This window comes from Chamaesiphon sp. (genome assembly GCF_041737865.1).
Taxonomy (GTDB): Bacteria; Cyanobacteriota; Cyanobacteriia; order Cyanobacteriales; family Chamaesiphonaceae; genus Chamaesiphon.
Map to the genome: position 1 here is coordinate 32652 of NZ_JBGSQZ010000118.1, position 16777 is coordinate 49428.

The 16777-nt window shown below is 45.5% G+C and carries 13 protein-coding genes and 1 pseudogene; 13 read left to right on the forward strand and 1 reads right to left on the reverse strand.

All coding sequences use genetic code 11. The features are described 5' to 3' along the window. The first annotated feature begins 38 nt into the window (after window positions 1–38). From ACEW9J_RS08530 to ACEW9J_RS08590, 13 genes are all read left to right on the forward strand, one after another. Window positions 39–1202, forward strand: coding sequence for a glycosyltransferase family 4 protein (locus ACEW9J_RS08530; protein ID WP_373544710.1), 1164 nt, complete (start codon window positions 39–41; stop codon window positions 1200–1202). Continuing rightward, window positions 1199–2254, forward strand: coding sequence for a glycosyltransferase (locus ACEW9J_RS08535; protein ID WP_373544711.1), 1056 nt, complete (start codon window positions 1199–1201; stop codon window positions 2252–2254). Before ACEW9J_RS08530 ends, ACEW9J_RS08535 begins: the two co-directional genes overlap by 4 nt. Before the next feature lie 34 nt (window positions 2255–2288). Next, a complete protein-coding gene (locus tag ACEW9J_RS08540; protein WP_373544712.1) occupies window positions 2289–3392 on the forward strand; it encodes an acyltransferase family protein in 1104 nt (367 codons plus the stop codon). A gap of 3 nt (window positions 3393–3395) precedes the next feature. Further along, window positions 3396–4598: a glycosyltransferase gene (locus ACEW9J_RS08545; RefSeq protein WP_373544713.1), complete on the forward strand. Its 1203-nt coding sequence runs from the start codon at window positions 3396–3398 to the stop codon at window positions 4596–4598. 54 nt (window positions 4599–4652) lie between these two features. Then, window positions 4653–5966 (forward strand): DegT/DnrJ/EryC1/StrS family aminotransferase, encoded by a 1314-nt coding sequence (locus ACEW9J_RS08550; RefSeq protein WP_373544714.1) that lies wholly within the window; start codon window positions 4653–4655, stop codon window positions 5964–5966. 82 nt (window positions 5967–6048) lie between these two features. After that, window positions 6049–7104, forward strand: a complete 1056-nt coding sequence (locus ACEW9J_RS08555) for an acyltransferase family protein (protein WP_373544721.1) — start codon at window positions 6049–6051, stop codon at window positions 7102–7104. Between the two features lie 57 nt (window positions 7105–7161). Continuing rightward, complete coding sequence (locus tag ACEW9J_RS08560) at window positions 7162–8826, forward strand: GMC oxidoreductase (protein ID WP_373544715.1); 1665 nt, start codon at window positions 7162–7164, stop codon at window positions 8824–8826. 11 nt (window positions 8827–8837) lie between these two features. Further along, entirely contained in the window at window positions 8838–9644 is an 807-nt protein-coding gene (locus ACEW9J_RS08565; RefSeq protein WP_373544716.1) for a family 2 glycosyl transferase, read from the forward strand. After that, complete coding sequence (locus ACEW9J_RS08570) at window positions 9644–10783, forward strand: glycosyltransferase family 4 protein (RefSeq protein WP_373544717.1); 1140 nt, start codon at window positions 9644–9646, stop codon at window positions 10781–10783. The genes ACEW9J_RS08565 and ACEW9J_RS08570 overlap by 1 nt, the downstream gene beginning before the upstream one ends. Before the next feature lie 508 nt (window positions 10784–11291). Then, window positions 11292–12530, forward strand: coding sequence for a glycosyltransferase family 4 protein (locus ACEW9J_RS08575; protein WP_373544722.1), 1239 nt, complete (start codon window positions 11292–11294; stop codon window positions 12528–12530). Window positions 12531–12544: 14 nt separating this feature from the next. Beyond that, window positions 12545–13672, forward strand: coding sequence for a glycosyltransferase family 4 protein (locus ACEW9J_RS08580; RefSeq protein WP_373544718.1), 1128 nt, complete (start codon window positions 12545–12547; stop codon window positions 13670–13672). After that, window positions 13673–15001, forward strand: a complete 1329-nt coding sequence (locus ACEW9J_RS08585) for a hypothetical protein (protein ID WP_373544719.1) — start codon at window positions 13673–13675, stop codon at window positions 14999–15001. It begins immediately after the preceding gene. 361 nt (window positions 15002–15362) lie between these two features. Next, entirely contained in the window at window positions 15363–16244 is an 882-nt protein-coding gene (locus ACEW9J_RS08590; protein WP_373544720.1) for a class I SAM-dependent methyltransferase, read from the forward strand. An 85-nt stretch (window positions 16245–16329) separates the two neighbouring features. Here ACEW9J_RS08590 and ACEW9J_RS08595 read toward each other — a convergent pair. Beyond that, window positions 16330–16636: pseudogene (locus tag ACEW9J_RS08595) on the reverse strand (IS4 family transposase); the annotation flags it as partial. Window positions 16637–16777 lie beyond the last annotated feature (141 nt).

Here is a 16777-nt window from a genome sequence, read left to right on the forward strand (position 1 = left end):
CATAATGTAATTTCATCCTGAAAATTAAGTAAATTATCATGAATTTAGCTTATGTGACCACCTATGATGCTAGTAGACTTAATGGCTCGAATGAGTGGTCGGGAACGGGTTACTACATTGCACAGGCACTTAAAAATCAATCAATTACCTTAGACTATCTCAGTCCCCTCATCGAGCCACTAGGCTTAAATGGCATCCTCAAGATAAAACGGATCTATCACAAATTAGTCGATCGCAAAAACTACCAAACCGATCCAAATCCAGTGCGACTGAGATCCTATGCCGATCAACTTCGTGACAAGATCGATCGATCGCGGACACCGTTGGACATAGTGTTTAGTGCGACAGTCAATCCGATTGCTTATCTCGAATGTAGTCAGCCGATCGTTTTTTGGGCTGATGCAACTTTTGCCAATATCAAAGATTTCTACCCGATCTATTCCAATCTCAGCAACTCGACGATTCGCGACTGGCATCAGATGGAAACTCTGGCATTGCGAAAATCACAGTTAGCGATTTATTCTTCCGACTGGGCGGCTGAGTCGGCAATTCGCGACTATGGTGCTGACCCAGCAAAGGTCAAGGTGGTCTCCTTTGGCTCCAATATCAATAGTCCTTTTACTTCTAAAACAATCCAAAATGAGATCGCCACACGACCCAGAGATCGCTGTAAGCTTCTATTTCTCGGCGTAGATTGGGTCAGAAAAGGTGGCAATATCGCTTATGAAATAGCCAAACAATTGAACCAATTGGGATTGCCGACTGAATTAACGATCGTTGGTTGCGACCCAGCCATCGATACCCCGATCCCCGATTTTGTGAAGCCTTTAGGCTTTATCAGTAAAGCTACCCCCGCCGGACAAGATCGAATCAGCCAACTACTGCTCGAATCTCATTTTCTGATTTTACCAACTTTAGCAGACTGCACCCCGATCGTCTTTAGTGAAGCAAATGCCCTCGGAGTACCCTGTTTATCGACGACGGTAGGTGGTGTCCCGACGATCGTTCGCAATGGTGCCAATGGTCGGTTATTCGCCCCAGATAGCCAGATTTCTGAGTACTGTGATTACATTACCAATTTATTTGGAGATTATGCAGACTACCAAGCACTCGCTCTGTCTGCTTTTAATGAATATGAGTCGCGACTAAATTGGCGAGTTGCCGGACTACATGTTAAAAATTTGCTGGAGACAATCCTGTGAACCCAACTCTAACTGTCAGTATTATTATTAATAACTATAACTACGATCGCTTTCTGAAAGAGGCGATCGATAGTGCTTTAAATCAGACCTATAAACAGATCCAAGTAATTGTCGTTGATGATGGTTCTACGGATAAATCCCGTGAAATTATTGCTGGTTACGGCAGTCGCATCAAATCGATCCTCCAGCCAAATGGCAAACAGGCAGCAGCTTTTAATAGTGGTTTTGCGAGTAGTAAGGGCGATATTATCATCTTCTTAGATTCAGATGATTATCTCTTGCCGCACGCGGTCGAGCGCATTGTCTCTGTGTGGAGTCTCGAACTTGCCAAGGTGCATTATCGGTTGATGGTGGTAGATACAGTTGGTAAATCGTTGGGATACTCATCCCCGCAGGGTACATCACCATTGGCTCAAGGTGAGGTGTGGAAGGGTATTTTGGAGAAAGGTGGCTATGTGAGTACGCCAACCAGTGGTAATGCTCTAAATCGTCATGCACTGGAGAAACTGTTTCCGATCCCTGACGAATACAAGCTCACGGCTGATGATTATCTGTCATATCAGGTGCCTTTTTATGGCAAGGTGGCGGCGATCGATAAGCCGTTGGGTGCCTACCGAATTCATGATTCCAATCAGTGGGCATTATCGACGGTCACAGCCGCCAAATTTCAGCGGTTTGTGCGACACGATCTTCAAAACTTTGACCTGATCGTTCACAAAGCTAAAGAATTTGGTTATCAATATCCCGCCGATTTGGAACAGAGATCGATCGGTCGGTTATGGTCGCGAATTATCTCATTACGGCTCGATCCGATCGCACACCCGATTCCTGAAGATCGCGCTGTAAATTTAATTTATTGCGGCATTCGATCGCTCTGGAAGTATTCAGATTTTAACTGGCAAAAGCGATTATTTTATAGTATTTGGTTTATTTGGGTTGGTTTACTACCATTACCTTTGGCTACACCAGCGATTACCTGGTTATATGCACCACAAGCTCGACCAAAATTCATCGATTGGACTGTTAATAAAATCAGAGCGATTACTAAATAAATCTACTTGAAAATATTATTCTAGATTCTGGAAGATGAAACAACCAAAGTTGTTAGGGATCGAACTCGTCCGAGGATTATCAACTTATGCCGTAATTCTAGTACATTCAGGCGACCAAACTTGGGGGCTGCCGATCAATCCTGCGGCAATCGAATTTCGGCTATTTTTTTATTTTGCCGTACCATTTTTTCTGGCGACAGCTTTCTATTTTTTGACGGCTAAACCAGATGTGATTTATTCTGCTAGGTTTTGGCGATCGAAGGTGGAACGGATTTTAATTCCTTATGTAGTGTGGAGCATGATATTTTTTACTTTTAGAGCCTTTATTTTTAGTTTAGCTCACAAACCTGAACGGCTACAACTATTACTCCAAGATCCTTTATCGATTATTTTCTTTGGTGGAGCTTCTTATCATCTCTATTTTTTACCGCTATTATTGACTGGAACTTTGTGGGTACTAGTAATCCCACTGTTGGTAAGATGGAGAATTAATACTTTTGGGCTGATATCGATCGCGGTAGTTAGTACTATTTCATACAGTTTACTTGAGGTTTCTAAAAATGGGTTTCAACTACAAGATTTTAGCATTGCTTTTGGAAGCTTAACGACTTATTTGAAGATCGATATCGAAAAATACCCGATCGTAAGGTTTAGCGCGATCGAGACTGCCTGGGCGATCCGATGTTTGGCTTATTTTTCGATCGCACTGCTGCTGAACAAACTACATCTCACTCAAAAACTATTTAAGTCTAAAGCCACTGTGGTAGTGGCTTTGGCAGTTTTATTTATTTTGAGTAACACACTCGGAAAAAGATTCCTGCCGGGAGGCTTGTCTGAGCTAATTGTAGCATTTATGTTACTCTGTTTCGGTATTTCAATATCTGGCTACTTTAGTAATCATAAGATTGCCGATCTGATTAGCAGTATCGGCTCGTGTTCGTTTGGAATCTATTTGCTACATCCATTTGTGATGTATGCAGTTAAACCCATCCTCAGCAAAGTTATCCCCCAACTCACTGAATCAGTCTCGATTTTTTCGATGTTGACGCTTTCAGTAAGTTGTTTTGCGATTAGTTGGGTGATGGTTGCATATCTAACGCAAACTAAGCTAAAAACTAACTATTTATTTGGAGTTTAGACGATGACAGCGCAGCACTCGATCGATTTATCTGTAGTTCCAAGCGCATCTCCTCGCGATCTCAGGGTGCTGTTTATTAGTCATGCTTACGTCGTGGGAGTCAATCAAGGCAAGCTAGCTGCGGTTGCCCAAGTTGCTGGCGTGACAGTTGGACTACTCGCCCCCAGCAACTGGAAAGCACTAGAGTGGGGACGGTTGCTGCCACTAGAATCCCCCTATCCTCAGCTTCAACTCTATTCTGCTCCTGTGACATTTAGCGGTAGAGTTGGGGCATATTTTTATGCGCCGTGGGTACTCTGGCAAGTCATGCGAGACTTCAAACCGGATCTGATCCAAGTTGAAACTGAAGTCTTCTCGCTGTGTGCTTTTGAGGCGGCGATCTTGGGGCGGGTGAGGGGGACACCGATGGTACTATTTGGCTGGGAAAATCAACCGCGCCAATTATCCCGAACGCGGTGGCAGATTTGTCAATTTGTTCTCAATACCGCAAAGGCAATTATCGCAGGCAATCAAGACGGAGCAAAAGTCATGCAGGAATGGGACTATCATGGCTTACTGGAAGTGATGCCCCAAATGGGAGTAGATCCCCAGTTTTTTGCACCAGCACCGACTAATTCAGCCATTTTTCGGATTGGCTTTCTGGGTCGGTTGGCGCATAGTAAAGGTATCGATCTAATTTTTACGGCTGTAGCTAAATTACGAGATCGGGGGATCGCTAGTCAAATTATCCTCTGCGGTTCTGGCCCTGAAGAAGCAGCTTTAAGGCAACTTGCGGCGGATCTCCATATCACCGAACTTGTCACCTGGCGCGGTGCAGTGCCGCACAGCCAAGCTCCCACAGAACTGAGTCAATTTGATGTATTGGTATTACCGTCTCGATCGACTGCCACCTGGAAGGAGCAATTCGGACATGTGTTGATTGAAGCGATGTCGATGGGAATTCCAGTCATCGGCTCAGATTCTGGCGAGATTCCTAATGTTATCGGTCGGAACGATCTGGTATTTCCAGAGGAAGATGTCAGTGTACTTACTGATATTTTGGCACGACTGATTACAGATTCTCAATGGCGACAGGAGGCGGGACACCATGGCCTGATGCGAGTACACCAACTTTACAGTCACGATCGGATTGCCCAGCGATTAATTGCGCTGTGGCAGAAAGTTCTCGACAACAGTGAAACACCGATCGATCTCCCCCAGCTCTAACCCGCTGTTACAGCTCAAAATATCAACAAAAGATTTACTGGAGAAAATAGCTAGATGTTGAATTTTGGCCCCAATCCTAAGAACCGACTTTACACGAATCTCAACAGTTATCTGATGTTCTTGGGCTATTTGCTCGGGGGACGATTCCGGCAAGATCGATCGGCGAATGAGACATTCGAGCGGGCACTGAGAGAGCGATTTGGTACCGATGAGGCCGTCTGTGTTTATCAATGTCGGCTGGGCATCTACCTCGCTGTCAAAGCCACGATCTCACCTGGGCAAGAAGTGATCCTATCACCTTATACTATTGGCGATGTCATCAACATGGTGATATTTGCTGGCGGACGGCCAGTATTTGCCGATGTCGAAGCTCACACATGTAATATCGCGGCGGCTGAGGTAGAGCGGCTAATTACCCCCAATACTGGGGCAATTTTGATTACTCATCTCCACGGACTTGCCGCTGATGCACATCGGATTAAGGAAATCTGCGATCGGGCGAATGTGCCGATGATTGAAGATGCTGCCCAATCATTTGGAGTTGCCGAACACGGCAAACCCGTCGGGACGATTGGCGATCTTGGTGTATTTAGTTTTGAAATGCACAAAAATATGCCGACGTGGTTGGGCGGAGTGGTAGTTTCCAATCGAGCCGATCTCATGGCAAAGATTCGGGCGGAGTTGCGCGATTTTTCGCATCCGCCGCTGCCAGGGATTGCCCAGAAAGTCAAGAAAGGAGCAATCCATGACATTGCTAGTTTACCCGTGCTGTTTCAACTGTTGACTTATCCAATTCTCCGATTTAGTTATCTTAACGACTTGGAATTTATCAACAAGAGAGTGCGCCGCAAGCCTCAGGAAAGTCAACCTGCGGCAAGTTTGCCAGAGGTATACAAATCTCAGTACACGCCATTCCAGGCGCGACTGGGGTTGTTACAGATGCACAATGTCGATCGCGATATTCAGACCAGAATCGAATACGCACAGCTTTATTATGAGGGACTAAAAGAGTTTGACGAGCTGATCTTACCGCCACTACGACTCGATCGATCTCATACTTACCTGTGGTTTCCCATTCTCTATGCTCACCGCGCCGAACTACTTCAGTTTATGTTCGAGCAGGGGCGAGATATTGCAGCGGGACATTTTACCAATACTGCTGACTCACCACAGTTCGGCGAATTTTATCGCGATTGTCCCAATTCACAACAAGTCGAGCGAGAGTTAATTTATTTACCAACTTATCCAAGCTACTCGCGCCATGAAGTAGAGCGAAATATTGTAGTAATCGGGCAATATTTTGCAACCAAAGTAACTCCTACTACTGCCAATATTACCCAAACATCAACTGATGTTGCTAGAGTCTGAGCGATCGATCTATCCACTATCCACCATTCACACTTCCTGACTTCTTGCCCAAGTCATTGCCGCTATGTCTGCCACAAAATCGATTCGGCTCAATTCACTGGACGCTTTTCGCGGCATTACGATCGCGGGGATGCTGCTCGTCAATACAGCGAGTCTCGCGCCATCGATTCATCCCTGGTTAGCCCATGCCGATTGGAATGGTTGTACCTTGGCTGATGAGGTATTTCCCTGCTTCTTATTTATCGTCGGGGTAGCGATGGCTTTTTCACTGGCAAAATATACCCAAGCTCGTCAGCCCAGGAGATGGTTATATTGGCGATTGCTGCGGCGGGCGGGGATCTTGTTTGGCTTAGGGCTGCTACTCAATGGTTTTTGGACTTATGAGTGGGGCACATTTGGGCTGACAGGGGTACTAGAGCGGATTAGTTTGGCTTATCTGGCGACGGCGGCGATCGTGCTCACATTGCCACGGAGAGTACAGTGGCTAGTCGCCGCAATGTTATTAATCGGTTATTGGGCCGCTTATACTGCCTTTCCACTCCCTGCATCTCAAGCTGATGCAGCGCGGGGCGAGATCGGCACATTTGGCATCATGAGTAGCTTTGGGATGATGAGTACGATCGCGATCGTGCTGTTCGGTTACTTTACTGGAGCTTGGCTTCAGACAGAAATAGTCACCACCAAAATTCGGAGTTCCCATCAGAGTATGACGCTGGTATTATCTGGGCTAGCTAGTAGCGGACTGGGGCAACTCTGGAGTCTTTGGCTGCCATTTAACAAAAAGCTGTGGACTAGCTCCTATGCAATGTTTACAGTAGGACTGGCGTTACTTTTACTCGCAGCTTGTTATGAGTTAATTGAAGTACGCGGTTATCGTCGGTGGAGCGATCCAGTACGAGTCTTAGGTTTAAATTCTATTTTTGTGTTTGTTGGCTCAGAATTAATGATTCAATTGTTGGAAAAAACCCACGTGGGCAGTGGGACTCAAGCACCATCAACCTATCATTGGCTGTACGAGCATTTTTTCTCAAACTGGGCATCGGATCCCACTAGAGGATTTTTGTTTGCAGTGGGCACTCTTGTGTTGTGGTGGTTAGCGATCTACTATTTTCATCGCCGACACTGGTCGTCCATTTAGATTGCTAGTATCATACTCAATCGAACTATATATTAACTTACAGGCACAATTACAGTAATGTTTATCGATGCTGAAACTCTCGACGATCGGACTACGATCGCATCAGACTTGGCGATCGTTGGATCGGGGCCAGCCGGAATTGTGCTGGCATTAGAATTGGCAAAGGCTGGCTTTGAAGTCGTGCTGATCGAAAGCGGACGGTTGAATTTTTCGGAAGCAATTCAAGATCTTGGTAGAGCGAGTTATTGCGATCCCCAGCGACATGCGCCGATGTCAGAATGCACCCGCAGACAATTGGGGGGGACATCGATTATTTGGGGCGGACGTTGTTTGCCATACGATCGGGTGGATTTCGATCGGCGAGACTATATTCCACATTCGGATTGGCCGATCGTGTATGAGGAAATCGCTGATTATTTTCAAAGGGCATGTGACTATTTCTTTTGTGGCAAGTCAGCATTTGAGATCGAGCAGATTCCAAATATCGAGCAGAAATCGATCGTACCTGGATTGCCAGACGCCGAGGTACTTACCTCTACTCTAGAGCGATGGTCGCTCCCAACCAACTTTGGGAAAGAATACTTCAACGAGTTGAAACAATCCGATCGGATCAAACTAGTCTACGGCTTAACTTGTACCGAAATTGCTACAAACGAAACCGGAGATCGAGTTGAATTACTTTCCGCCCAGACCTTGGGCAGGAAGACAATTGAGGTGAAATGCCAAAAATATGTCCTCGCCGGAGGCGGCTTGAATACCACCCGATTGCTACTGGCATCCGATCGTCGGCATCCTGGGGGCATTGGCAACCAGAGTGGACTGTTGGGTCGATTCTATATGGGACATCTCTCAGGCGACATCGCTGTCGCACATTTTACGACACCGCCCCAAGCTACGGTATTTGGATTCGATCGAGATGCAGACAACATCTATCTCCGTCGTCGATTCTCCTTTACCCGCGAGTTTCTCCACGAGCAGCAACTCTCCAACACTGTTGCTTGGTTGGGATCTCCCAAATTTGGCGATCCTTCTCATCAAAATGGCATCCTATCTGCTGCGTATTTAGCTTTAAATATGCCGATCTTGAAAAATTATTTGACATCCAAAACGATGCGAACGGCGGCGACTGGTACTGAAGGTCGGCAGATCGAGCGGGCGCATCTGCGGAATGTGTTCAAGGACTTCCAGCAAACAATGAGCTTTCTACCCCAGTTTGGTTACGAGCGATATATCGCCAAACGCAAAATTCCGGCATTATTTGTCTATAATGCTGCCAATGAATACCCGCTCCACTACCACAGCGAACAGATCCCCAACCCGAATAGCACAGTGAGTCTATCCGACGAGCGCGATGAACTAGGCATGTTGCGGCTAAAGATCGATCTTCAGTTTGCCCAGCAAGACATCGACAGCGTGGTAAGCGCGCACCAACATTGGGATCGACATCTGAGAAAAAATAACTGTGGTTATTTAAAGTATCTAACCGAAGATCCCGCCGCTAGTGTCTGGGAGCAAGCCGGAGATGGATTTCATCAGATTGGCACTACTCGGATGTCCGCCGAGCCGAGTATGGGTGTCGTCGGCACAGACTGTCAGGTGCATGGGATTGATAATTTGTTTGTTGCCAGTAGTTCGGTATTCGTAACTTCTGGGCAAGCTAATTCAACGTTGACGATCGTCGCGTTTGCGTTGAGATTAGCCGACCATTTACAGAAAATATAAGAGTAAATCAAATGTCTAACAACCAGCCCGATCGTCAGCCAGAAGTAGCGGCGATCGTCACAGCGATGACTGATGCCGAGCAACCATTTGTGCGTGATACTGTTGAGGCCATCCTCGCAGATCCGGGCATCGGTCAAGTTGTCTTGTGCATCGAACAGCAGAATACTTGGATCGAGGCTGTACTCGGCGATCTGATCTCCGATCCGAGATTAGAACGGCTGCAAATTCCCCTCATGCCGTTAGGTGCTGTCCGCAATCAGGCGTTACAACAAGTGCGGCTGCCGTGGGTAGCATACTGTGATGGTGATGATGTCTGGTGTCAGGGCAAGACACTGACACAACTCAATTATGCCAAAATAACTGGGTGTGACTTTGTGGGGGCTGACAACTACCTCACTAACGAGCAGGGCAAAATCAGGGCATTTGCAATGTCATTATATCTACCCATGCCTTCAGCCTGGATGGTCAAAACAGCAGTGATGAGAGCGCATCCATTTAATCAAGTCCCTTTTTCCGTCCAAGAAGAGGCTGGCGAATGGTGGATTCGTACCAGTGGCCACGTCAGTAAAGCCAGATGCCCAAAAATGCTGTTACGCTATCGAGTGCGATCGAGTAGCCTTAGTGAAAAAACCCCTTCGATGCGGCGCAAGACGCAAATTGTTAATCTAGCAAATATTCCTGGACTGGGAGCAGTCATCTTTGCGGTCACTTGGTGCATATGGCTATTTACTCGTAAAAATACATTCATCTGGAATGAAGGCTGGGGCGAGCAGTCCGTACATAATGTCGATAATGTCGATCTAGAAATAAAAAATTAATGCGCGTAACGATCGTTCGACGAGTCCCCGGTGCTACATTTAGCCTGGATGTCTATGCTGACAACCTCGTGGCTGCCCTCAAAATAGTCCGCCCTAAGTGGGAAATTACTGAAATTGCCCCCATTCCCTGGAACAGCCCTGACAAGCTCTGGAATTCGGGCAGCGGCATCAAAAAGTATTACGAAACTTTTTGGCGGCATCCGCGCGCTGTCGCCCGCTTGGAGGCTGATATTTTTCATGTCATCGACCAATGCGAAAGTCATATCGTCTACAGGCTACATCAAGCTAATAAGCCTGTAGTTGCCACCTGTCACGATCTAGTTCAGTTTGTCTATCCAGAAATTCTTCGAGATCAATCTCGGTTGCCAGCACTGAGTATGGCTACTTGGAAGTATTCAGTTAGGGGGATGGCAAAAGCCGATCGCCTGATTGCGGTTTCGACAAATACGGCCCAAGATCTCACCCACTTCCTGGCGATCGATTCAGCACGCACGACCGTGATTCCCAATGGTTTAAATACCGAATTTCGCGTGCTCCCAAGTGTGGAAGTTACCGAGATTCGCCGCCAATATATGCCATCTCCCGCTACTTTTTGCTTGCTAAATGTCGGTAGTACGCATCTGCGTAAAAATATCTTGACAGTGCTCAAAGCCTTAAAGATGCTCAAAGATAAGGGTGTCCCTGTTTGTTTATGGCGAACGGGTGACAAATTTACCAAGGAGCAGCAAGCTTTTATTCAAGCGCACGATCTAGAGTCAGATATCCTCGATCTGGGCAGTCCAGACACAGCTCGTCTGATCCAAATTTATAATGCCGCCGATGTCCTGATTGCACCCTCCTTATATGAAGGGTTTGGCTTGACAATTATCGAAGCGATGGCCTGTGGCACTCCAGTAATTACGTCAAATGTCTCATCTCTACCAGAAGTAGTCGATGATGCCGCAATTTTAGTCGATCCTGTGGATGTGGAAGCGATTGTCGCCGCAGTCTGCCAACTTCAGCAAGATCCCAGTTATTATCGCCAGCTAGTAGCGAAGGGGTTATTGAGATCTCAGTTTTTTAGCTGGCAACAGACCGCCGAGCAGGTGGCTAGAGTATACGAACAGGTCTTGAGTACGCGCGGTTTGAGCGACACTTGATGAGATCGAACTATGCTCACCATCGGGCAGTGAGCATAGTGTGGGCTTTGCCCAATCTCCACTAAGCCTAATTGTTGGCCATAGGAGTTAGTAGTGCTGATTGCTACAACTAGTGTAATGGCGGATGTAGATCGACTCGATTGTACATATGATAAATAAATGGATTGTTACTGGTCTTCATATTTCTTCAAGTCTACTTACACAACCCAACTGGCACAATTTAAATATTCGATCGGCGCATAGCTTTGAATTGTTAATATTCCGGCATCTACACGATAAATACCTCTTAGTCCGGTTCGGTTAGTCAGCAATTGAAACCGCCGCCAGACTAAAACTCAAGCAAATATGGTGGAACCGAACCGGATGGAAACACGGGTAATTTGACTAGTTCGATCCCCATTGGGGATCGAACTTATGCTACATCGATTGCCAAATGCGTTTGCTAAATGTCAGCTATGCTCGATCGTACTCAACTAAATATGTCTCGATTTATTGGAGACCTGGAAATATGAAAATTCTGATGTCTGCCTATTCTTGTGAGCCGGGGGTGGGATCGGAACGTGGCGTTGGTTGGAATGTGGCTATCGAAGCTGCTAAATACCATCAGGTTTGGGTGTTGACCCGTCCAGATGAAAGCAAACAAGCAATCGAAGCTCAATTAGCAGCTCACCCGATCGCAAATTTACATTTTGTCTATTTTACACTGCCATTTTGGCAAGATAGTATGCGCTGGGGTCAGTCAGGTGCAATGCAAATTCACTACTATCTATGGCAAATTCAGGCATATTTCATCGCTCGCAAGTTACATCGCGAGATCGATTTTGACATCGTGCATCATGTCACTTTTGTCAAGTATTCTAGCCCCAGTTTTCTGTCTTTCTTACCGATTCCCTTTGTGTGGGGGCCAGTCGGCGGGGGTGAATCAGCACCACTGCCATTTTGGAGTGACTTTAGCCTCAAAAACAAACTCTATGAAACACTCCGCTGGCTGTGGCGGGCGTGGGGAGAATTAGATCCCTTTGCACGCAAAACCGCGCAGTTGAGTACAGTCGCTTATGCCACCACCGAAGATACTGCTATTCGGGTGCGGCAAATGGGCGCACCGCATGTTGAGATTACGACAGGCATTGCCCTATCGCAATCAGACATCGAACGACTAGCACAATCCCCCCCACCCACCCAGTCAACGGTGCGGTTTATCAGTATTGCGCGATTATTGCACTGGAAAGGTTTCCACTTGGGGCTACGAGCATTTGCCCAAGCCAAGTTGGTCGATGCCGAATATTGGATTTTGGGAGAAGGTCCAGAGCAACAGCGGCTTGAGGCACTAGCAGTACATTTAGGCATCTCCCATCAAGTCAAAATCTGGGGGCTACAATCCCGCAGCGAAGTACTCACCAAACTGGGACAATGTTCGGCTTTGGTGCATCCGAGTTTACATGATTCTGGTGGGTTTGTCTGTCTTGAGGCAATGGCCGCCGGGAGACCGGTAATTTGCCTAGATTTGGGTGGTCCCGCGCAACAAGTCACCGCTGCTACTGGTTTTAAAATTTCGGCTAAAAATCCCGTCCAAACGGTTGCAGACTTGGCCGAGGCAATGCAAAAGGTTGCCGCCAGTCAGGATTTGCGATTGCAAATGGGCAAGATCGGGCAGGCTCGGGTCAAAACTCACTATACCTGGGAAGCTAGGGGCAAGTATTTAGCTAAAACTTACGAAGCCTTAAAATCTGATTGTCAATTTAGCTAGGTTATTTAATTACTATGCACATTCTCATTGTTGCTTTACATCGAGCTGATAAACCGACCGGAGTTTGCCGACACGCGGCTAATTTGGCTAGGTGTCTAGCGGAAACCGATGAAGTCACCAAAATTACTTTGGTGACTGGTGCTTGGCAGCAGCATTACTTCAAGACTGCCTTTTTATTGAATTCTGATAAAATTCAGCCCTTAGCTATTGACATCAACAATACCTCAATTGCCAGAAATGCTTGGTTCTTACTAGGTTTACCCAAGCTAGTCAAAAAACTTCAACCAGATCTGGTACATCTATCTTTTCCGTTACCGTTTTTACGAGCATATATTTCCTGCCCTGTTGTCGTCACAGTCCACGACCTATATCCTTATAAGATTCCAGAAAATTTTGGGTACAAACAAGCTTTGTTCAATCGGTTGTTTTTACAACAATGCCTCAAAAATAGTGATGCGATTATCTGTGTTTCTCAGGCAACCTTAGAAGATTTAGAATATTATTTTCCTGAGATCGCCTCCCGCCATCAAAAAGCAAAAGTAATTTATAATATTGTTGACTTTACTCTAGTTAATGCAAAGCCACTAAAAGTTTTGGCAGATAAGAGCAGTAGTCCGTTTATTCTGTGCGTGGGTCAACATCGTAAGAATAAGAATATCGATCTATTAATTAAATCCTACGCTTTACTTAGGCACGAGCGCAAGCTCAATGACAACACCAGGTTGATCGTGGTGGGGAGTGTCGGCCCTGAAACCGAGAACTTGGTACGCTCGATCGAGCAACTTTCCCTAATTGATTCAGTATCGATCCTCTCAGAAATTGATGATAGTGAACTGTGCTGGCTCTATCAAAACTGTGAACTATTTGTAATTCCATCATCCCTGGAGGGATTCTGTATCCCGTTAGTAGAAGCCTTATATTTCTCATGTAAGGTTGTTTGTTCTGATATCCCCATCTTCAGGGAAATTGGTTCATCTAATTGTACTTATTTTGACTTGATGGGCGATCCGGTCGGGAATATGTCACAGTCGATCGCTCAATCATTAACAGCAGAATTGCCGCTTGGATATGATGACTGTGCTCGGTTTGAAATTAAAGAAATTGCCACCCAATATTTGAATTACTATTCGGAATTGATTTAAATGCAAAAAAATGATAAAAAAGCATACTTAAATAACTCAACTCTAATTTTATTAGCGTTTGCTGTAGTTTTCTATGCGCGAATTGTTGCATCAACGATTCATTTATCTTTACTAAATTTATTACATTTTATTATAGTTCCGGCTGTGTGTGCAATTGCCATAACGACGACTCGAACTAAAGATCCAAAACAAATTGCAATTTGCTATTCATTTATTATAGGTCTATCAATATTATTTGGAGTGACGATTGCTAGTGCCCTCCTAAATCATGCTGGCTTAATCAATGCGATCGTCAGTTTTATGATGCTGGCTGAACCTTTTATATTTCTGCTGGCAATTAGTTGTATTTCCATGTCACTCAAATCATTTATCAAAGTTAGAAACTTTTTGTACTGGGGAGTGGGAATCAATTTTTTGCTAGCAGCAATTCAGAAGCCAGCGATCGATGCTGGTCGGATCTATGCTGGTGGGTTAAATGGCACCGATGGCTGCGGGGGCGTATTCTTTGTTTCTGGAGCTGGTAATTATGTTTCGGCGACGGTATCGGTTGTCTTCGCGCTTTACTTCTTTAACCGCCGTGAGGATAGTTTGTACGTAAAACTTGCAGTTGCCAGTGCGGCACTTTGGCATATTCTATTTTCTGATTCCAAGCAAATTGTGCTGGCCTATGGACTTGCTTGGATGCTACTAATCGTGTTAAGTATTGAAGATATCGTCAAGACCCTAAAACTTTTGGCGGCATTAATCTCATTAGGATCGATCGGTCTGTGGTGTGTCCAAAATGTTGAAGCATTTAAGGCATATACTTCCTGGGCTAGACCCGAACTCTATGGTGCGGATGGTCTAGCTTGGTATGCTAAATTCTATTCAATTCGATCGATTTTAGGCTATTATCAATCCCCACTAAATTGGCTGCTGGGTCTCGGTCCCGGACACACGGTGAGTCGATTGGGCGCGTGGTTTCTGAGGGATTTTGCTGCTATTCTCGGACCATTGGGATCGACCAGAACTACCATTGGGGCTGACGCTATGGATTTTGTCGCCAACTTCTGGCTCACGAGCGGATCGAGTCTGTTCAGCCCGATTTTTGGATGGGCTGGAATTTGGGGAGACTTGGGGCTACTGGGACTAGGATCGTATTTATATCTAGGCTATTTGGCTTGGAAGCACTTTGGATTAGATAACAGTCTCAAAGTAACTTTACTGAGTATCTTTATTATGGGTTTGATTTTCACTCAAATGGAAGAGCCTGGTTATATGCTTTCAATTGCCTATATATTGGGTTTGTCATGGCAAGAACAGCGATTAAATCAAGCTAAGTTTATTTAAGCTAAGTATTAATAATTAATTAGTATTATAGTTAACAATTTAAATGTAGGTAGTCTTTTATGATGGAGTAAGATTAGTTAATATTTCCATAGTATTTAGTCAGAGTTAAGGGAGCATCTCACTTTTTAAAATCCTAACAGATAAAAATAACCTCGATCGCTGAACTGCCTGATGAGTAGTTCTTGATACATTATTCTACGCAAGAGCAATAAAAAGTGGGATGCTCCAAGAGTTAAGATGTCTGAATTATCGAGATCGGCAATAAATATTTCACAAAGATAGCTAAGTCATATCACCTAATTCAACAATCTTAAGTACTTTTGTATTGAGAGGATAGATCGTGAAAACAGCTAATAATTCAATGTTAATATCCATTTTAAATCCCTACCTAGATCCAGATGCCAAGGTCTTTCTCGATCGAGAACAGCTGCCGACTTGTGAGATTCCGCACTTGAGTGAGAGGATGAAAGCTAATAGCTACTTTTTTGGGCATCCCATTTGGGGTAAAGAATATTTTGAGACCAGTCATCGCCATGATATATTTCGAGACCGCTGGCTAGCTGCGACCGGGACTTGGGATCGAAAAGTTGTCGTCGATATCGGTTGTGGCCCTGGGAATCTCTATGCAACCATTGGTGGATCGCCTCAAGTTTTAATTGGGGTGGATATCTCACCAGGAGCTTTGAAGATGGCTCGGCAAATTGGCTACACGCCCTTGCTGGCCGACGCGCAACATCTACCCCTGGCAGATGGATGTGCCGATTTAGTGGTTGCCAATGCCACTATTCATCATTGCGATGACATGGCAAAAGTGTTGGCAGAAGCTGCCAGATTGGTCAAACCTGGCGGCTTGCTGGTAACAGATAAAGATGCTCAAAGTGGTGCCCTGCATCTGCGCGGTTTCGGGCTATTTTTACGGGAGATCCGATTTTTCTTTTACTGGTCGATGAGAAGTAAGTACTATCTTTCGGAAGAATATCGAAATGCCCGACAGGCAACAGAAACCCATAACCAAAATCCTGGAGATGGAATTACGCCCGAAGTATATTATCAAATCCTCGAGCCGCTGGGGTTTGAAGTGAAACTGTTCCCCCACAATCACGATCTAGGAATTGAAGTACTAGCAGGGCAAATTGGCAGAATGTCTTGGAAAAGACGTCTGGTGCAAAGATTGTCCGGTATCGACCCAGATACACCAGCGGCGGCACAATCAATTATGTGTGTTGCCAAACGCACTGTTTAGAGCAGTCTTTGACACTCCCCCAGCTCGGTGAGGTTTCGCTCTCGCTCACTCTCACCACTGGGCGGTTTCCCCGATTCGTGACAAGTTAAGGCGCAAGTGCAGTTGTCAAGCAGGGTTGAGCAGATGGCTCAAAGAAAAATGGCCCTTCCCTACTCGCTTGCTCAGGGAAGGGGTCAATAATCAATTTCTTGAATGGTTTACGAATAGATTTAACAATTCCCAGATCTTTATTTTCAGGATCGGTAGCTAAACTCTTGTGATGAGCGACATAGAAATGATAAAGACCACGATAAATCATCTCTAAAGAAATGCGGTCGAAAGGAAGATATACATGCGTCGGCGATCGCATCACCGAGATCGACTAAAACAGCATAAAATAGCCAAGTCCCCCACTGGACGGGTCTCCCGATGCGTGACAAGTTAAGAAAAGTCGAGGTTTGTCAAGAGGGGAAAGAAAAGATGTCAAACTCAGACTAGCACAGAGTTAGAACTGAGTTTGACCAATGCCCAAAAAGCGGAAAACAAATCGCGAC